Source organism: Pseudomonas sp. NPDC078416, from assembly GCF_050268485.1.
Classification (GTDB): domain Bacteria; phylum Pseudomonadota; class Gammaproteobacteria; order Pseudomonadales; family Pseudomonadaceae; genus Aquipseudomonas.
Map to the genome: position 1 here is coordinate 104,081 of NZ_JBNNGV010000010.1, position 19,063 is coordinate 123,143.

Genomic DNA, 19,063 nt, shown 5'->3' on the forward strand with positions numbered 1-19,063 from the left:
GCGCACGCCCCGCATGACTGCGCCCCTCAGGATTCGGAGCGCTTGCCCCGCCGGCAACGCTCCGAGCAGTAACGCACCTCGTCCCAGCAGCGCGCCCACTTTTTCCGCCAGGTGAACGGCAGCCCGCACACTGCGCAGGTCTTCACCGGCAGCTCGCTCTTCTTCAAATGGCCTCTCCGGCGTCGAGTTTGCCCAGCAAAGACTCGCCCCTTTGCCACAGCGCGTCCTGTTTCGCCTCGGTCATCCGATCAAGATTCTTGTAGACCATGCCCATTCGTTGATTGGCCCGCAGCAGGTTGCTGTGGCGCATCACGAAATGCCAGTACAGCGAATTGAACGGGCAGGCGTCTTCGGTCGTGCTCTCCTTGACCTTATAGGCGCAGCTGCCGCAATAGTCGGACATGCGCTTGATGTACTGGCCGCTGGCGCAATAGGGCTTGGAACCGAGGTAGCCGCCGTCGGCGTGCATGACCATGCCCAAGGTGTTGGGCAGCTCGACCCACTCGAAGGCGTCCATGTAGATCGCCAGGTACCACTCGCAGATTTGCTTCGGGGCGATGCCGGCCAGCAGGGCGAAGTTGCCGGTGACCATCAGCCGTTGAATGTGATGGGCGTAGGCGTGTTCAAGGCTCTGACCGATGGCCTGGCTCATGCAGTTCATTTTGGTCTGCCCGGTCCAGTAGAACGCCGGCAGCGCGCGGGTGTTGCCCAATGCGTTGCCTTCGGCGTATTCCGGCATCTTCAGCCAGTAAACACCGCGCACGTATTCCCGCCAGCCGATCAGCTGGCGGATGAAGCCCTCCGCCGCGTTCAGCGCGACGCTGCCCGACCAGTACGCCGATTCCACGTCGCTGCACAGCTGGCGCAGATCCAGCAGGCCAATGTTCAAGGCCGCACTGATGCGCGCATGGAAGAGGAAGGGCTCATCCATGGCCATGGCGTCCTGATAGTCACCGAAGGCGGCCAGTCCGTAATCGAGAAAATACTGCCAGAGGGCCTTGGCGTCGGCGTGGGTCACCGGGTAGTCAAAATTGTCCAGCGCACCGTAGTGCCCGGAGAACCGCTCACGCACCAGCGTCAGCACGTCGCGGGTGATGGCGTCCGGGGCAAAACGCGCGGGGTAGGGCGCCGAGACTTTCTTCGGCAGCGCCTTGCGGTTTTCCGCATCGAAGTTCCAGGCGCCGCCTACCGGCGTGCCGTCGCTGTTGAGCAGCAGGCGCTGCTTGCGGCGCATCTCGCGGTAGAAGAATTCCATGCGCAGCTGAACCTTGCCGCTGGCCCATTTGGCAAAGTCTTCGCGGGAGCAGAGAAAGCGCGTGTCGCTGTGCCAGACCAGCGGCAGGCCGCATTCCCTGACCGAGTGCTCCAGACGCCAGTCGCCGCACTCGGTGGCGTGGACTTCTTCGGCCTTCAACGACGCGTGCCAGCGCTGCAATTCAGTGGGCACCGAGCCGGTGTTCAGCGGGTCGTCCAGCGTCACGTACTGGACGATGATGCCGCGCTCCTGCAGCGCCTGGGCGAAATGGCGCATGGCGCTGAAGATCAGGGCGATCTTCTGCGGGTGATGGGGCACGTGGGTAGCTTCTTCCATGACCTCCACCATCAGCACGGCGTCACGTTCGGGGTCGAGTTCGGCAAGGCAGGCCAGGTCGAAGGACAACTGGTCGCCGAGGACCAGGCACAGGCGGCGCACGGGCATCATCGATCAGCACCCTGTGACGCGTCGGCAATGGGGACGGTTAGCGTGACTCGACGGAGGACAGATGAGAGAAGGTTGGGCACGGGATTCCTGATGGGCAGGGAATGATGGCGCCGAGCATAGCGGTTTGCCCGGCGCACGGTGATGGGGCTAGCTGGATACGTGGCGCCTGACGCACTGCATCAGGCCCTGCAACGGGCCGGATTCCACCGGCGCGGGGACGCACACCGTGCGCTCCCGGTCGCCTTCGCTGATGGTCAGCGTGTAATGCTGCATGCCGCGCAGCGCACGGGCCGGGTGCCGACCTTCCGGCAATGCGAAGAACTCGGAGGCGTCGACCAGTTGCCGCAGCTCCTTCTGGTCGGGTTCAGGCAGGGCGTCCACTTCAATGGTGTTGGGCTTGTTCAGCCCGGGAAAAAAGGCGACCCCGCCGCTTTCGCTGAATGAGATACGCATGTGGGTGGCTCCTTCTCTTGCCAGATGGCCATGGCGGATCATTGCGCGTTGATGCCCACGGCTGCCCAGCCTTCTTGTACCGCGATTTGGGCTTCTTCGCCTACACCGTACAGCCGACCGGCCACATCGTGAGTGATTCGCGCAAACCTTACGAAGCCGGCATTGGGGCGCAGACGCGAATCGCGCAGCGCGTCGTACCAGATGCGCCCGGCTTTCTCCCAGGCATGACCGCCAATGCGCGTCGCCACTTGATAAAACGCATGGTTGGGGATGCCCGAGTTGATGTGCACGCCGCCGTTGTCGTCGTAGGTGTGGACGAAGTCGTCCATATGACCGGGTTGCGGGTCCTTGCCGAGCACTTTGTCATCGAACGCGGTGCCGGGGGCCTTCATCGAGCGCAAGGCGCTGCCGGTGATCTTGTCGGTGAACAGCCCTTCACCGATCAGCCAGCTGGCCTGCTCGGCGGTTTGTTTCAGGGCGTACTGCTTGATCAGCGAGCCGAACACGTCGGACATGGATTCGTTCAGCGCGCCGGCCTGGTTGAAGTAGACCAGGCCGGCTTCGTCTTCGGTGACGCCGTGGGCCAGTTCGTGGCCGATCACGTCCAGCGCAATGGTGAAGCGGTTGAACAGCGACTGGTCGCCGTCGCCAAAGACCATCTGCGCGGAGTTCCAGAAGGCGTTGTTGTAGCCCTGGCCGAAGTGCACGGTGGCGTCGAGGGCCATGCCGGCATCGTCGATGGAGTTGCGGTCGAAGACGTCGAAGAAGAAATCGAAGGTGGCGCCCAGGCCGTCGTAGGCTTCGTCGACGGCCACGTCGCCACTGACGGGCTGGCCTTCGCCGCGGACCAGGGTGCCGGGCAGGGTTTCGCCGCCGTTGGCGGTGTAGATGGAACGGCGTTTGCCGGTGAGTGGCGCAGCGGCCAGGTGCACGAGGCGTCGATCGGGTTGGGCGCTGAGGCGCAGGGAGCGAAAGGTGTTGTCCTTGGCCCGGGTGCGCAGGGCGGCTTCGCGTTGGGCTTTGTTGCCGTTGCGGGCGATCTGGTCCAGCAGGTATGGCGGGATGAGGCATTGAATGGGGTTACGCGTGTGGTTCTTGCACATAGGCAATGCTCCTGGGTGGCATCGTTCGATTGAGCGACGCGTCGCGGTCTCGCTTTAATCGACAAGCCAGGGGGATCGTGCGTTCCCCAAGGTCAAAGGCGTCTGCCTGGGGGCAGACTGTTTCGCCTTCGGCGAGTTACTTTTGAAAAGCACCAAAAGTAAGCAAAAGTGCCTGCTCTCGGTTGGGCCCTTCGTTCCTCAGGGTTCCTTCACTCCGGTCTCGCTCCGTGGGCCCGCCGCCATCCGCCATCCATGGCGGGGGGCGGCTCTCGCGGCATCCATGCCGCTCTGCCCACTCCACGAGACCTCCGTTCAGCCTGCACCCAGGTCGCGTTTTGTGTCGTCTGGGAGTTTTGTGTTTAAAGATCAAAAGCAGATCAAAAGCAGATCAAGGGCTTCCCGGCTAAAGCCGGTCCCACTGACTGCACGCGATTGTCTGTAGGAGCCGGCTTGCTGGCGAACGCGGTTGAGCATTCACTGCTGTGGTGTCTGGCCGGATGCATTCGCCAGCAAGCCGGCTCCTACAGGGGAATTGCATCCGATCCATGAGAATGTAGGCACAGCTACCGAAGCATGATGGTGATCGTGCCCACGCTCCGCGTGGGGACGATCAGAAAAAGTGGCGGCGACTCCGACTGTAGGATCAGCTTCAGCCGGGAAGCTTTTGCTCTGCGTAGCGCTCTTGATCTTCATACGCAAAAAGCCCAGTCACCGCCAATCGCGACTTGGGTGCAGGCTGAACGCAGGTCTCGCGCAGTGGGCCGAGCCGCATGGATGCGGCGAAAGCGCCGTCAGGACAGGGATGTCCGTTCGGCGCGGGTCAACGGAGCGAGACCGGAGTGAAGGAACCCGACGAAGTCGGGCCCAACCAGGAGCAAGCACCCTTGGTTACTTGGGGTGCTTTTCCAAGTAACTCGCCGAAGGCGAAACAGTCTGCCCCCAGGCAGACGCCCTTGATCTTAAAGATCTTGATCTTGATCTTAATCTTAAAAATCGCGATCACGGCAAAGGCCGCGTCTCCTGAGACATAAACTCCGTAATCCGCGAGCGCAGCCACCGCTCCGCCGGATCGTTATCGTGAACCCCGGCCCAGACCATCGACAACTCCGCAGGCGCAATCGGAAATGGCGGATCTTCGGCCCGCAACGCGCAGCCTTCAATCAAAGCGCAGGCCGCGTAATCGGGGACGGTTGCGATCAGCTCGGTGCCCGCCAGCAACGCCCGCAACCCGCTGAATTGCGGCACCGCCACCACCACCCTCCTCGCCCGCCCGACCTTCGCCAGGTCAATGTCGATGTTGCCGGTCAAATCACCGGAGAACGACACCATGGTGTGCGGCCGCTCGCAGAACTCGTCCAGCGTCAACGGCTCGGGGCGTTTGTCGCCGCGTAATACCTTCACGCCGATGTCCCGCAGCTTCTTGCGCTTGGCGTTGGCCGGCAGTTCGGTGGTGTAGCTGATGCCCACGGAAATCTCCCCGGACGCCAGCAATGCCGGCATCAGCAGGAAGTTGGCACGGCGCACCACCACGATAATGCCCGGCGCTTCTTCACGCAGGCGGTTGAGCAAGGGCGGGAACAGACCGAACTCGGCGTCGTCCGACAAGCCGATGCGGAAGATGTCGCAACTGGTCGCCGGATCGAACTCCTTGGCCCGGCTCACCGCCCCGGAAATGGTGTCCAGCGCTGGCTGCAGTTCTTTCAGAATCGCCAGCGCCCGGGCGGTCGGCTCCATGGCGCGGCCGTTGCGCAGCAGCAAGGGATCATCGAACAGGTCGCGCAGCCGCGCCAGTGCCGCACTGATCGCCGGTTGGCCCATGAACAGCTTTTCCGCCACCCGCGTCAGGTTGCGCTCGAACATCAACGCTTCGAAGATCACCAACAGGTTCATGTCGACGCGGCGCAGGTCGTTGCGGTTCATTCAGCGATTCCGTTGGGCGATTTCAGTGGGGCGTTTTCGGGAGGCCTGACGATGCCAGACCGGCGCAGGTATACACAACCGCTGAAGGCGTGTCTTGAACATCGGTGCTGTCACCCGTCGAACGCAGTTGCAAGGATAGCCGTCCTCAACGGGCACGCACGTTCTGCGCCACACATCCTTTGGACGGCAACAAGGTCATGGTCCGACGCCAGCTGAACGGGGTCAGCCCCACGACTCGGGTGAACACCCGGGTGAAATGGGACTGATCGGCGAAGCCACAATCCAGGCTAATCTGCGAGATGGTCAGCATTGACTCGCCGAGCAGGGCTCGGGCTTTTTCCAGGCGCATCTGCAAGAACCAGTCGCGGGGCGACAGCCCGGTGTTCTTCTTGAAGGCGCGGGAGAAATGACTGCGCGACAACGAACACTCGGCGGCAATGCGGGCGATGGACAGGCCTTTGTCCATCTGGCTGGACATCAAGTCCTTGGCCCGGCGCTCCTGCCACGGCGACAGTGCGACGCGTTCGAGAACGGATTCATGGTTCAGCGAGGGGTTGAATGCAGTCATGCCAGGCGCTCCAGCTTCACAGTCAGCGGTGAGTGAAGTCTCTACAGCGCGGTTCTTAAAGTCCTTCTCGGGGTATTAAACGTTCTGAAAAGTGGTACGACGACGTGCCTCGCTGCGGTGCGCCGAGCCACTGTTCAGAACATTTCAGGCCACACCAAGGACGGCCATTGGCCAGCGTATTACCGTGTTCACTCCAAAGGTTCGGTTCGCGGCGAGGGACGGCATGTGAGCATCCGATACGTGGCTGGAATTGTGATTCCCGACGGCGCGATGGCCCGCGCGGCGACCGACCTGATGCGCGATCACCAGTCCGACCTGCTGCTGAACGCGGCCTGGCGCACGTTCGTTTTTGCCAGCCTGCTGGGGCACGGCCGCAGGCTGCGTTTCGATGCCGATCTGCTCTACACCGCCGCACTGTTTCTGCGCATCGGCATCACCCGGCTGTACGCCCGGTCGCAACTACGATTCGAAGTCGACAGTGCCAACGCCGCCGCTCAATTCCTGCGCGGGCACGGGCGCTCATGGGATGACATCGCCCAGGTCTGGGACGCCATCGCGCTGCACACCACGCCGGGCATTGCGCAGCACAAACCGCCGTTGACCGCCCTGCTCTGCGCCGCGGTCGAAACCGACCTGACCGGCGCGCACTGCCAGTACTTCAGCCCCGCCGCCCAGGCACGGGTGTTGGCCGCCTACCCGCGCGAACCCGGTTTCAAGTTCAAGTTTCTGCATGCCATGGCACTGGGCCAGGTGCATCGCCCGCAGACCACCCTGGGCACGACCAACGCCGACGTGCTGTCGTTTCACGCCCATCGCCTGAGCGCTGGCGGCTTTTGCGAACGACTGCTGGCTTCGACGTGGCCTTATTGAATGGCGCGCACCTCGATGAGCCGTGGGCGTTACTCGACAATGGGCAACATAAACACGAAGGTTGCGCCGCCGTAGCGCGCGGGCATCGCGTAAAGGTGGCCGCCGTGAGCGCTGATGATTGACTGACAGATCGCCAGCCCCATGCCCATTCCTTTGTCCTTGGTGGTAAAGAACGCATTGAACAGCTGATTCATGTCCCCCGGCTCAATGCCGCGCCCGCTGTCTTCAACGCTGACCACCGCGTAGTCGCGTCCCACCACTTCGCTGGTGATCGACAGCCGCCGCAGCACGTGGTCCCCCGCGCTCATGGCGTCCAGCGCGTTGAGGATCAGGTTCAGCACCACTTGCTGCAATTGCACGCTGGAGGCGCAGACCCGCAACGGTGAGCAGGTCAGGTGGGTCGTCATCAAGACCCGCTGTTGTTCAACCTCGACGCCGGTCAGCGCCACCACATGGCGAATCACGTCGTTGACCAGCAGCCGGTGCCGGTGATGCGGGCCTTGCCGCGCCAGGCTCTGCAGCGCGTTGACGATTTCCCCGGCGCGCCGGCCTTCGGCAACGATGTCGCGCAGCCCGGACAAGGCTTCCTCCACCTGCGGGTTTTCGCGATTGAGCCAGCGGATCCCGGCGGCAGCGTTGGACACCATCGACGCCAGGGGCTGATTGATTTCGTGGGCAATGGACGCCGCCAGTTCACCCATGACCGTGGCCTGGGCAACGCTGGCCAGCCGGGCCCGGGCGCCGCGCAGGGCGATCTCCACATCCCGACGCCGCGCGTTCTCCTGCTCCAACGCCTGGTGCAGGCGCGCGGTTTCCAGGGAAATCGCCGCCTGGCTGGCGAGCAGTTCCAGCACTTCGGTGCGGCAGATCGTGAACACGCCCGGGGCGAGGTTGTTTTCCAGGTACAGCACGCCGAGCACCCTGCCCTGTTTGACCAGCGGCACGCACAGCGCCGAACGCACCGGATGCTGGCGCAGGTATTCGTCGGCGCCAAAGTAGGCGTCCGTGCAGACATCGTCCAGCACCAGGCGCTGGCGAGTGCGCATCACCCGGTACAGGATCGACAGCGGCAGGTGGTGTTTGTCGGGGACCGTGTCCGTCAGTTCGATGCGCAAGCCATCGTCGCCGCTCTGGCCGACTGCGCAGATCACCGGGGCTTCGTCCTTAACAAGCAACAGCAAGGCCCGTTGCGCGCCGGCATGGACGATGGTGTTGCGCAGCAGGGTCTCGATCAGCCGGTCCTGCTCGCTTTCGTCGCGCAGGGCATGGGCGGATTTCATGACGGATGACAGATCGAGAGCCTCGCGTCCGGCCAGGGTGATCGATGTGTGCGCCGATAACACGTTTTCCAGCCCCGGCGCAGGGTTCGGACCGGGACCGAGCGGGATGGCGTACGCGTCGTGTCGGCCGTCGGGGAGATCGGACTGCACATCCGGAATGTCCCGGAGTTGCTGCCATTGCTGGAGCATCTCGCCCAGGTGCTTATGCAGATCGGCAGCGCTCTGATAACGGTCATCCGGGTTTTTGGCGATCAGCCGATGCACGAGACCGGCCAACGGCGCAGGGATATCACCGCGATGCTGGCTCAGCGGCGGCGGGATACGCGCCACGTGGCAATACACCCATTCCACTGCATCGGCGGCCTCGAACGGCAATCGGCCGACCAGCCATTCATAAAAAGTCATGCCCAGCGCATAGAGGTCGCTGCGTTGATCAGCCTGGCGCTGTACCCGCCGCGACTGCTCGGGCGCCATGTAGCCGAGCGACCCACACATGGCGTCGGACACCGGCAGTTGCGGTGCCGATAGCACCTCAACGCTCAGGCCGAAGCCGCTGAGCCGCACCACGCCGTTTGCGTCTTCGATCAGGTTGCAGGGCTTGATGTCGCGGTGCAGCAGGCCTGCCTGGTGAGCGCCTGTTACGGCAGCAGCGGCAGCCATGGCCCGCTGCAAAAAGCCCCCGATGGACAGCGGCGCGTCGGGCTGATCATGCAATGCCACGCCGCTGGCATCCTCCAGCACCAGCAGCGTGCCTTCCGGGCCCGACAGCAACGCAACCGGCGGCACGGCCCATTGCGGCATCAGCCGGGGGGCCAGTGAAAACTCGTGTTCCAGGCGGCGGACGGCAGCGATCGAGGCGTCGGGTGCAGGACGAACGATGCGCCAGCGGCGATCTTCCGGCGTCAGCGTGACCCGGTAATGAGCGAGTGCTCCATCGACAAACAGCAACTGCCAGACGAGCTGCTCCAGCCACTGGGGCCCGAATGCCCCGGCATTGGAGATAGCCGTGTAAGGCCCGTTGAAAATGCTGCTCATGAAGCCCCTTTACTGGAATCCTGCGGCTGGCGCCGTCCCGCTCATTCCCGGCTAAAGCCGGTCCTACTCACCACCGCGTACCTCTGTGGGACCGGCTTCAGCCGGGAAAGCGCCGGACATCACACCGCACATCTGAGGGCGCCCAGACCGGCCTATTCCCTGTTAAAACCAGTTCTACTAAAAACACCGCGTATCCCCCGAGGTCAGTTCACGAGACAACCCAGCCGGTCGCTCATCTTCAACAGCTCAATGACGTTACGCGCATTCATCTTGGTCAATACGTGCCTTTTATGCACTTTGGCGGTGACTTCGCTGGTGCCCAGTTGCGCAGCAATCTGTTTATTCATCTTGCCGGTGATCAGCAGCGCCATGACTTGCCGCTCCCTCGGCGTGAGGCTGTCGAAGCGCGTCTTGACGCAGGCGGTCAGGCAGCGCTCGTCCAGGCGGGTCGCGTCGCTGGTCAGTGCTTCACGCACCAGATCCAGCAATTGCTCCGGCTCGAAGGGTTTGGTCAGAAACTCGCGGGCGCCGGCTTTGATGGCGCGGACCGACATGGCGATGGTGCCGTAGCCGGTCATGAAAATGATCGGGAAAGTCTGGCCCCGATCCAGCAAGGTCTGCTGCAGATCGAAGCCGGTGCCCTGGGCCAGATTGACGTCCAGCAACAGGCAGACGGGCCCCTGGCTCAGCGGCCGGTCAAGAAACGCCTGGGCGCTGTCGAACACCTCACAGACGATGTCCGCCGAGTTCAGCAGGCGCTGCAAGGAGGTGCGGATGGCGGCGTCATCGTCCACCACATAGACCTTGGGATTCACGCTCATAACAGGCTCATGAAGGGTTTTTTCGCATCGACGGTTGCGGCAACTGCCGCAGCAACTGCCGCAGCAGGCGCGTCAACGGGCTGATCAACGGCTAACGGCCAGTGCTCTCTGATGCCGGGCATGATACCCGTCGGGCCCGGCCGGCACAGCCCTGATGCTTTGCAGCGTCGCGAGTGCAGACGGTGCGTCGCAATCCTGCGCACGGGGCGCGCTGACCTCCGTTGTCGCAAAGGTGTCGTGTGCGCTCGCCGTCAACAGGCAGGCGCGGGTGGTGCCGAGCATCTGGTAGAAACGGAAAGGGCCCTGAGCGCTGACCATGAGCAAGGACTTGGTCGCCAGCCGCACGATGCAGTCCATGATGCAGGCGCGCGGCAAACGGGTGCGCTGCAAGGCATCACACGCGCGCTCCAGGGTGAAGCGACCCTCCAGCTCGGCCAGCCGCCGCAGCACCGTGCGCTCTTCGCGACCGAGCAAGCGCAGGCTCCACGCCAGGGAAGCCTGCAGCGTTTGCTGACGCGGCGGCGCGGTGCGCAACGACGCCGAGAGCATGTGCAGGCTGCCGTCGAGGCTCGCCACCAATTGATACAGACCAAGGGCGCAGGCCCGGGCGGCGGCCATTTCCAATGCCAGCGGCATGCCTTCGAGCCGGCGGCAGATTTCCCCCACCAGCTCAACGCTGTAATCGTCCAGCTCGGCATTGCCGTCAGCCGCCAGATGGCTGTCCAGCGCACGCCACTGACGCAGGAACAATTGCGCCGACGCACTGCGCAGAACAATGTCTCGGGAGGCGTTTAGTTGAGGAATCTCAAGGGGCGGTACTTGCAGGCTGCGCTCGCCGGCAATGCGCAACGGCTCGCGACTGGTGGCCACCGCGCGCACAGCAGGCGCGCCACGCAGGATCACCTCCAGCAGACTGGCGACGCTTTCGACCAGATGCTCGCAGTTGTCCAGGATGATCAGGCCCGGCTGCTGCTGAAGGAAGCGAATCAGCCCTTGCAGGTCAGGGTCGCCGCCGCTGCAGTCCACACCGACCGCGCTGGAAAACGCTTCCAGCAGCAGCTCGGCGCATTGCAGTTGCGCCAGCGGCACGAAATACACCGGGGTGCCGCCGGCGTCCAGCAGCGTCTGCCCCAGTTCTGCGGCGAGCGCGGTTTTACCGACACCGCCCGGGCCGATCAGCGTGACCAGCCCGCAGCCCTCAGCCAGGGTGTTGCTCACCTCATCGAGCAGCGTCTGACGCCCGAGCAAGGCGACGCGGGCCGGCAGCCGGTGATGGCAACTGACGCCATGCAGCATGGCGGGCGGGCGGGTCTCGTGCCCGAGGCTTTCCCCGCCCAGCAGCACATAGCCACGGCCCGGCACGGTGCGGATCTGCTCGCGGTCGGTGCCCAACGCCTTGCGCAGCGCGGAGATGTGCACTTGCAGGTTGTTCTCTTCAACTACGGTGTCCGGCCAGACACTCTGAAGGATCAGCTCCTTGCTCACCAACTGACCTTGATGACGCAGCAATAGGTCGAGAATGTCGAAGGCGCGGGTGCCAATGCGCATGGCGACGCCGTCCTTGAACACGTCTCTGTGCTCGCGGGAAATCATCGTCTGACCGAGACTTATCATTTCATGCAGTCCTTGGAAGTGGAGTCGCAGACCCTGATTCGCTGACCGGCGTCCGGGTGGGGATTTATCCGGGAGACGTTCAGCGCAGCTATCCATTTTTAACGAGTGCTCATCTAATCAGCTAAAAACAATCGCCGATATTAGCTGTAGGGATAGTGACCTTGAGGTTATTGGGTGAGCGGCAAGCTGCAATCTGCAAGCGGTGATGATTGAAGATGAGGGATGAGCGCCACGGCCGATGCCTGGCTTCGACGAAAACGCACAATAAAAAACGCCCCGGCTTTTAGACCGGGGCGTTTTTATTGCGTCGGCGAGCTATTCCAGCAACGGCACATGGGCCGCGCGCTGATACGGGCCGTACTCGACCGGCACCCACTGGAAGTGCTTGTCGATGGCGACGATGTGACCGGTGCCGGGGAATGGCAGGTGCGCGGCGGCGACCCATATCTTCTTGCTGGCGGCTTGAGTGAAGACCTGATCACGGCTGGCGATGGCCTTCTGGCTGTTCTCGTCGAAAGCGATGCTCACTGCCGGGTGATCGAACTGCACGGCCAGGCTGTGGATCAGGTCGCCGATGAAGAGAATGGTCTGGCCCCTGGAGCTGAATTGGTACGTCGTGCTGCCCGGCGTGTGCCCCGCTTCCAGCGCCGTGCTGACTTCCGGCACCGGCGACTGGCCCGGGGCGAAGGTCTTGAACCGGCCAGCGGCGACGTAGGGTGCGGTGGAGTCCTGGGCGATCCTGAAGTAGGCCTTGGCCTGCTCCGGCACCCGGCCGATGGCGGTGGGGTCCAGCCAGTAATCGGCCTCCGGCTTGGCGGCATAGACCGTCGCGTTGGCAAACACCGGTTTCTTGTCGGCGTCGACCAGGCCGCAAACGTGATCCAGGTGCATGTGGGTCAGGAGAATGGTGTCGACCTGATCCGGCTGATACCCGGCGGCCTTGATGTTCTGCGAGAGCATGCCGGCGGTCTCGCCGATGCACTGGCCGGCGCCGGTGTCGACGAGAATCAAGTGCTCGCCAGTGTTGACCAGGAATGCGTTGAACGCCGTCTGCACACCCGGCGTTTCGATGGCACGGCGGGCCAGCAAGGCGCGGATGGCGTCGGGCTTCATGCCTTTGAGCAGCTTGGGCGACAGGTCGTTGTAGCCGTCGAACAGCGCCGTGACTTCGTAGTCGCCGACGGCCAGCCGGAAATACCCGGGCACCTGGGTTTTCTGCTGGGCCGGCGCCTGGGCCAGGGCGACGCCGGAGCACAAGGCGACTCCGAGAGCAAGGGAACAGGCGAGCGGGATGACGGATGTGCGCATGGGGATGCCTCGAATCCAAACAGTGAGGTGTCCGATACTGCGCTGCTCAGGGGCACTGGTCTTGAAGCAATGTGCTTGAAGCCATTTGTTTTTTTGAAGAATCACAAAGCCCCATCGGTTATAGACAGCGATAATGGCCCTGCCTACATTGTCCGCGCGCCTTCGCGCGGGCCACTTCAGCCCTGCACTTTTCCTGCGGATATCTTCCATGTCGACCGTCGTTCCCCATTACTCGCTGGCGTGGAGCCTGCTCCTGCTGCTCGCCGACGCGCTGGCCTGGCACTTGCTGGCCGACCGTAACCGGCTGGCGCGCATCGCCACGCGGCTGGGGGCATTCGTCGCCTACAGCCTGGTAATTATCAATGCCGGCGTGAGCCCGCTGGAAGCGCCGGCCTGGCCCGACAACAGCGCCCTGCAATTCGGTGCCACCGTGCTGGCGATCATCTGGTGGCTCTACGCCGCACGCACCCTCACCGTGGTGCTCGGGCTGGCGCTGACCAGTCGCGTCGGCCACAGCGGTCGGCTGTTGCAGGAAGTCATCGGCGCGGTGATTTTCCTGATCGCCATCGTCGCGGCGGCGGGCTATGTCCTGCAGCTGCCGGTCAAGGGCTTGCTGGCGACGTCCGGGGCGATGGCGATCATCGTCGGCCTGGCCCTGCAGAGCACGCTGAGCGACGTGTTCTCCGGGATCATCCTCAACACCACCAAGCCGTATCAGGTCGACGACTCGATCTCCATCGACGGCATGGAAGGCAAAGTGATGGACATCGACTGGCGCGCCACGCACCTGCTGACGGGGGTTGGCACCATGGTGGTGATCCCCAATTCCGTGGCGGCGAAGGCCAAGATCGTGAATTTGAGCCGACCGGTCCATATTCATGGGGTGTCGATCAATATCATGATGTCACCGCACATTCGCCCGCGCCGGGTGCTCGATGCCCTGGAGCGTGCGCTGCAGGGTTGCAGCGCCCTGTTGCAGACGCCCAAACCCCGGGCAGTGGTCAAGGAGACGAGCCCGACCACCATCGAATACGCGGTCACCGGGTTCATCAGCGACCTGAACAACAAGAGCGACGTGCGCAATCTGCTGTTCGATCTGGCGTATCGACACCTCGAAGCAGCTGGCATCGCGTGGCAGTCGGAAACCACCGCCGAAGCCATGTCCCGGCCCCGGGCGCTGCTCGATGAGGTCAAGGTGTTCCGCACCAGCACCGCCGACGAAAAGGACCACCTGGCCCAGAGCATGGTCGCGCGGGAATACACCGCCGGGCAGACGATTATCGAGGTTGATGAGATCACCGAAGGCTTGCTGGTGATTGCCACGGGCGTGGTGTCAGCGAGCGTCAAGGACGGCAACGAGATGGTGGAGGCCGGACGCATGGGCCCGGGCGAGGTCATGGGTGAGCAGAGTGTGCTGGCCGACACACCGTCCCAGGCGCGCTTCACCGCCCTCACCTCCTGCGTCGTTTACCGTATCGACAAAGCCGCCACCCGCCAGGCCATGGAGCAGCGCGTCGAGATCGTCACGGCGTTGAACAAACTGCAAGCGGTTCGCCAGCAGGGGACCCAGCACGTGCTGATGCGCAAGCCTGTGGTGATCAAGAAGAATAATTTTCTAGGGTGGTTGCAGAAGCGCTGAGTGAATGGCGAATTCAGTGGGACCGGCTCTAGCCGGGAAGAGGCCCGTGTGAACGCCCGAAATCTTGCGGTGTGACCGCCGACGCCTTCCCGGCTGAAGCCGGTCCCACAATTGACCGCGGTCCGACGATGGATCGCGGTGTCTTAGTGGGACCGGCTTTAGCCGGGAAGAGGCCCGATCAAACACCATGAATCTAGCGGTGTAAGCCCTGACGCCTCCCCGGCTAAAGCCGGTCCTACATTGATCGCTGTCCGACCATTGATCGCGGTGTTTCTATGGGACCGGCTTTAACGGGGAATTGGCCTTCAGTTGCGACGCAGTTTTTAACCCACGAACCCGTCACCTTCCAGCAGTGAGCGCAGCATCCAGGCGGCTTTTTCGTGGACTTGCATGCGCTGGGTCAGCAGGTCGGCAGTGGGCTCATCGCTGACTTTCTCCAGCAACGGGAACAGTTCGCGGGCGGTGCGTACCACTGCTTCCTGCCCTTCAACCAGTTGCTGGATCATGTCGGTAGCAGCGGGCACGCCCGGCTCTTCCTTGATCGACGACAAACGGGCGTAGGTCGAATAGGTGCCCGGTGCCGGGAAGCCCAGGGCCCGGATGCGCTCGGCAATGGAGTCCACCGCCGTCGCCAGCTCGGTGTATTGCTCTTCGAACAGCAGGTGCAGCGTGCGGAACATCGGGCCGGTGACGTTCCAGTGGAAGTTATGGGTTTTCAGGTACAGCACGTAGGTATCGGAAAGCAGTCGCGACAGTCCTTCAACGATCTCTGCGCGGTCCTGCTCGTTGATTCCGATTTCAATAGCCATGAGTTGCTCCCTAAGGTCTGTTGATTGCTGAGGGGTCGATTCTAGAGAGCACGGTCCACCAATTGAAATCAGGGCTGCCAATCGTGGCCATCGACGATGCCTATGAAACGTCCTCGGCCAAAAACATTCAGCGTTGACACAAAAGAGCTGTTCGGCGACGGTACGGGCACCCTTTTTTTGCTTCCTCCATTCCCGAAAAGGCACCGCCATGAACGAACTGCAGCAGCTGAATGAAAGCCATGGGCTGTTGCTGGTGTTCGTCAATGTGCTGCTGGAGCAGATCGGCTTGCCGGTGCCGGCGTACCCGACGCTGATCGTCACCGGCGCGCTGGCCATGCAAAGCAAACCGTTGCTGGGCGCCGGGGTGCTGGTGGCGATGGTCGCCTGCCTGATCGCCGATGCGCTGTGGTACTGGGCCGGCAAACGTTATGGCGGCGTGCTGCTGAAGACCCTCTGCAAGATTTCTCTCTCCCAGGACTCCTGCGTTCGTCAGGGGCTGACGGTTTACGAGCGCGTCGGTCCGCGGGCGATGCTGCTGTCCAAATTCCTGCCCGGCGCCGGGGCACTGGTTACCACCGTGGCCGGCATGAACGCCACGCCGATCTGGCTGTTCGTGCGCTATTCCCTGGCGGGATCGTTTATCTGGGCGGGCTCGGCGCTGCTGCTGGGCATGCTTTTCAGCGATGCGCTGATTCCCATGCTCGACTGGCTGAGCGGCTACCTACCGCTCGCCATCGTCAGCGTGCTGGCGGCACTGGGGCTGTTCATTGGCTGGAAGTACGCCAAGCGGCGTCGCCTCAAGGTGCGTACGGCAAAAGTGCCGCGCATCACCGTTCCCGAGCTGCTGGCCCTGCGAGACACCGACGATGCGCCGGTGGTCATCGATGTGCGGCCGAGCTTTCACACGGCCATCGTTGAGGGCATTCCGGGTGCCGTGTCGATCAGTCTTGAGGAGCCGATTGCGCCGTGGATCGAGCGCTTGGGGGATGTCGACATGGTGCTCTATTGCGCCTGCCCCAACGAGCTGTCGGCGGCATTGCTGGCGGAAAAGCTACACGCCCACGGCCTGACCCGGGGCAAGGCGCTGATCGGTGGGCTGGATGCCTGGCAGGCAGCGCATGTGCAACCTGAAGTGCTGGACAGAACGGCGGCGTGACCGCGGCGCCAGTAACACCCACCTGAATCTGGTTGGAGACAGATCCGTAGGAGCCGGCTTGCTGGCGAATCCTGGTCGATCAGCACCGAATTCGGCGACTGACACACTGGGTTCGCCAGTTCAAGCCGGCTCCTACAGACGACCGCGATTACTGAGCCACATCGCGGGTCAATGCCACAGCAGGCCGGTTCCTGCGGATTTCGCACCCTCAGAGGATCGGGCAATCCCCCCCTCGAGCTGAAGAAGCCGTCAATCAGATCCCGCTCAGCGCCAAGTCCATCGCAAAGTACGTGAAGATCAGATCCGCACCCGCGCGCTTGATCGCGCCCAGGGTTTCACGCACGACACGGTGTTCGTCGATGGCCCCGGCCTGGGCGCCGAACTTGATCATCGCGTACTCGCCGCTGACCTGATACGCCGCCAGTGGCAGGTTCGAGGCTTCGCGGATGTCGCGGATGATGTCCAGGTACGCGCCGGCCGGCTTGACCATCAGCGCATCGGCGCCTTCGGCCTCGTCCAGCAGCGATTCGCGCAGGGCTTCACGGCGGTTCATCGGGTTCATCTGATAGGTTTTGCGGTCGCCCTTGAGGGCCGAGCCGCCGGCTTCGCGGAACGGGCCATACAGCGCAGAGGCGAACTTGGTCGAGTACGCCATGATCGGCGTCTGGGTGAACCCGGCGGCGTCCAGCGCCGCACGAATCGCTTTCACCTGCCCGTCCATCGCCGCCGACGGGGCAATCACGTCAGCACCGGCACGCGCCGCCATGACGGCCTGTTTGCCGAGGTTCTCGATGGTCGCGTCGTTGTCGACATGGCCGCCATGCATCACGCCGCAGTGGCCGTGGTCGGTGTACTCGCAGAAGCAGGTGTCGGACATCACGATCATTTCCGGCACAGCGGACTTGATGGTCCGCGAGATCCGCGAGACCAGGCCGTTTTCCTGCCAGGTGTCGCTGCCGGTGGCGTCAAGATGATGGGAGACGCCGAAGGTCATCACCGACTTGATGCCGGCGCGGGCATAACGCTCCACCTCTTGCGCCAGCTTCGACTCGGGAATGCGCTGCACGCCGGGCATGCTGTTGATCGGCACGAAGTCGTCGATTTCTTCTTCGACGAAGATCGGCAGCACGAGATCATTCAGGGTGAATTCGCTTTCCTGAAACAGCGAGCGGAAGTGTTCGTTACTGCGCAGACGGCGCGGACGGGCAGCGGGAAACAGGCTGGACATGGCGGTTCCTGAGTCAAGAATATCCGGAAGATCGCCGGAGCCAACACCTCCGGCGATATCAATGGCGCGAAGCTTATGCCTGCGCCGGTTTCGATTCAAACGTCCTGACAAGAAAGTCCATTACGTTAGCCGCAACAGTGTGGAGAACCAAAACAATGGCGCCGGGTCATTTAGCAATGCCGCAGCCGTTTCGCTTGCGCATCGCCAGAGTGAGGCCAACCTTGAGCAACCCATCCGATCAGCGCAACAACCGTTCTCTGGACGGCCTTAACTTCTTTCTGGCGGATGTGCGCGACGGCCTTGGGCCCTATCTCGCGATCTATCTGCTGGCGGTGCACAAGTGGGATCCGGCGGGCATCGGGCTGGTCATGACCCTCGCCGGCATCGCCGCGCTGATCACACAAACCCCGGCGGGTGCGCTGATTGACCGCACCCGGAGCAAGCGGCTGGTGGTCATCGTGGCCGCTCTGCTGGTGACCGCCGGTTGCCTGGTGCTGCCGTTCATTCACTCGTTCACCTGGGTGGCGATCACCCAGAGCATCAGCGCCATCGCCGGCTCCGTGTTCGCCCCGGCCATTGCCGCCATCTCCCTGGGCATTACCGGGCCGAAAGCCTTTACTCGCCGGACCGGACGCAACGAAACCTGGAACCATGCCGGCAACGCCTGCGCAGCCCTGTTGGCCGGGATCTTTTCCTGGATGTTCGGGCCGATTGCGGTGTTCTACCTGATGGCGTTCATGGCGCTGGCAAGCATTGTCGCGGTGGCGTTTGTCGACCCCTCGGCGATCGACCACGATGTCGCGCGTGGCTTCGACCCCAACCATGACCAGGGTAAGGACCAGCCCAGTGGCTGGGCAGTCTTGCTGCACAACCGGCCGTTGCTGGTGTTCGCCATCTGCTGCGGGCTGTTTCACCTGGCCAATGCGGCGATGCTGCCGCTGGTGAGCCAGAAGCTCTCGCAGATCGACGTCAACCTCGCCACGCCCCTGACCTCCGCCTGCATCGTCGCAGCACAACTGGTGATGGTGCCGGTGGCGTGGCTGGTGGGCGCCAAGGCCGACGTGTGGGGACGCAAACCCTTGTTGCTGGCGGGCTTCATTTTTCTGCCGCTGCGGGGCGTGCTGTATGTCATGTCCGACAACCCCTACTGGCTGGTCGGTGTGCAATTGCTCGACGGCATCGGCGCCGGGGCTTTCGGCGCGCTGCTGCCGCTGGTGGTCAAGGACCTGACGCGCGGCACCGGGCGCTTCAACGTCAGCCTGGGCGCCATCTCGACGGTGTTTGGCCTGGGCGCGGCGCTGAGCAACGGTCTGGCCGGGCTGGTCGTACGCGAGGCGGGTTACAGCGCAGCGTTTTTGACGTTGGCGGCCATTGCCGCGGTGGCGTTCGTGCTGCTGTGGCTGGCGGTGCCAGAAACCGGCGAAAGCGTGGCCCATGATCAACCCGAGGGCGCGCCGGCCACCTGACCTGCCGGGGTAAAGGTCGCGTGCATCGACGTTCGACGGCTTCACGCCGTCGTGCGGCGGGAAATGGGTTTAGAATGCCGCCCCTTTCCCA

At 63.2% G+C, this 19,063-nt stretch carries 16 protein-coding genes; 4 read left to right on the top strand and 12 right to left on the bottom strand.

Translation table 11 applies throughout. From position 1 onward, the window contains the following. Positions 1–26: 26 nt before the first annotated feature. From ACQKEN_RS12070 to ACQKEN_RS12095, 6 genes are all read right to left on the bottom strand, one after another. Entirely contained in the window at positions 27–167 is a 141-nt protein-coding gene (locus tag ACQKEN_RS12070; RefSeq protein ID WP_369305220.1) for a DUF2256 domain-containing protein, read from the bottom strand. Next, positions 164–1,702 (bottom strand): cryptochrome/photolyase family protein, encoded by a 1,539-nt coding sequence (locus tag ACQKEN_RS12075; RefSeq protein ID WP_427685688.1) that lies wholly within the window; start codon positions 1,700–1,702, stop codon positions 164–166. The genes ACQKEN_RS12070 and ACQKEN_RS12075 overlap by 4 nt, the downstream gene beginning before the upstream one ends. 147 nt (positions 1,703–1,849) lie before the next feature. Continuing rightward, on the bottom strand, positions 1,850–2,155 hold the full coding sequence (locus tag ACQKEN_RS12080; protein ID WP_427685690.1) for a protealysin inhibitor emfourin: 306 nt from the start codon (positions 2,153–2,155) through the stop codon (positions 1,850–1,852). A gap of 38 nt (positions 2,156–2,193) precedes the next feature. After that, complete coding sequence (locus ACQKEN_RS12085; protein ID WP_427685692.1) at positions 2,194–3,258, bottom strand: M4 family metallopeptidase; 1,065 nt, start codon at positions 3,256–3,258, stop codon at positions 2,194–2,196. A 999-nt stretch (positions 3,259–4,257) separates the two neighbouring features. Next, a complete protein-coding gene (locus ACQKEN_RS12090) occupies positions 4,258–5,178 on the bottom strand; it encodes a LysR substrate-binding domain-containing protein (protein WP_427685694.1) in 921 nt (306 codons plus the stop codon). A gap of 145 nt (positions 5,179–5,323) precedes the next feature. After that, positions 5,324–5,746 carry a helix-turn-helix domain-containing protein gene (locus tag ACQKEN_RS12095; RefSeq protein WP_427685696.1) on the bottom strand — a complete coding sequence of 141 codons (423 nt, stop codon included), beginning with the start codon at positions 5,744–5,746 and terminating at the stop codon, positions 5,324–5,326. A 225-nt stretch (positions 5,747–5,971) separates the two neighbouring features. Here ACQKEN_RS12095 and ACQKEN_RS12100 point away from each other — a divergent pair, with 225 nt between their 5' ends. Beyond that, positions 5,972–6,616, top strand: coding sequence for a phosphohydrolase (locus tag ACQKEN_RS12100; protein WP_427685697.1), 645 nt, complete (start codon positions 5,972–5,974; stop codon positions 6,614–6,616). Between the two features lie 29 nt (positions 6,617–6,645). Here ACQKEN_RS12100 and ACQKEN_RS12105 read toward each other — a convergent pair whose 3' ends face one another. From ACQKEN_RS12105 to ACQKEN_RS12120, 4 genes are all read right to left on the bottom strand, one after another. After that, entirely contained in the window at positions 6,646–8,931 is a 2,286-nt protein-coding gene (locus ACQKEN_RS12105; RefSeq protein ID WP_427685699.1) for an ATP-binding protein, read from the bottom strand. A gap of 203 nt (positions 8,932–9,134) precedes the next feature. Further along, positions 9,135–9,752: a response regulator transcription factor gene (locus ACQKEN_RS12110; RefSeq protein ID WP_427685701.1), complete on the bottom strand. Its 618-nt coding sequence runs from the start codon at positions 9,750–9,752 to the stop codon at positions 9,135–9,137. Positions 9,753–9,836: 84 nt separating this feature from the next. Further along, a complete protein-coding gene (locus tag ACQKEN_RS12115; RefSeq protein ID WP_427685703.1) occupies positions 9,837–11,366 on the bottom strand; it encodes an ATP-binding protein in 1,530 nt (509 codons plus the stop codon). A 315-nt stretch (positions 11,367–11,681) separates the two neighbouring features. After that, a complete protein-coding gene (locus ACQKEN_RS12120) occupies positions 11,682–12,674 on the bottom strand; it encodes an MBL fold metallo-hydrolase (RefSeq protein WP_427685705.1) in 993 nt (330 codons plus the stop codon). A 208-nt stretch (positions 12,675–12,882) separates the two neighbouring features. Between ACQKEN_RS12120 and ACQKEN_RS12125 the strand changes: the two genes are divergently transcribed. Further along, positions 12,883–14,313, top strand: coding sequence for a mechanosensitive ion channel domain-containing protein (locus ACQKEN_RS12125; RefSeq protein ID WP_427685707.1), 1,431 nt, complete (start codon positions 12,883–12,885; stop codon positions 14,311–14,313). A gap of 323 nt (positions 14,314–14,636) precedes the next feature. Here ACQKEN_RS12125 and ACQKEN_RS12130 read toward each other — a convergent pair whose 3' ends face one another. Beyond that, positions 14,637–15,122, bottom strand: a complete 486-nt coding sequence (locus ACQKEN_RS12130) for a Dps family protein (protein ID WP_074887695.1) — start codon at positions 15,120–15,122, stop codon at positions 14,637–14,639. A gap of 208 nt (positions 15,123–15,330) precedes the next feature. On the opposite strand from ACQKEN_RS12130, the gene ACQKEN_RS12135 reads away from it, so the two are divergent. After that, on the top strand, positions 15,331–16,278 hold the full coding sequence (locus tag ACQKEN_RS12135; protein WP_427685710.1) for a VTT domain-containing protein: 948 nt from the start codon (positions 15,331–15,333) through the stop codon (positions 16,276–16,278). A gap of 253 nt (positions 16,279–16,531) precedes the next feature. Here ACQKEN_RS12135 and hemB read toward each other — a convergent pair whose 3' ends face one another. Then, the gene (hemB, locus tag ACQKEN_RS12140) at positions 16,532–17,506 is read right to left on the bottom strand and encodes a porphobilinogen synthase (RefSeq protein WP_074887680.1); all 975 of its coding nucleotides are present in this window, start codon (positions 17,504–17,506) and stop codon (positions 16,532–16,534) included. Positions 17,507–17,727: 221 nt separating this feature from the next. Between hemB and ACQKEN_RS12145 the strand changes: the two genes are divergently transcribed. Beyond that, positions 17,728–18,972, top strand: coding sequence for an MFS transporter (locus ACQKEN_RS12145; RefSeq protein WP_427685712.1), 1,245 nt, complete (start codon positions 17,728–17,730; stop codon positions 18,970–18,972). Positions 18,973–19,063 lie beyond the last annotated feature (91 nt).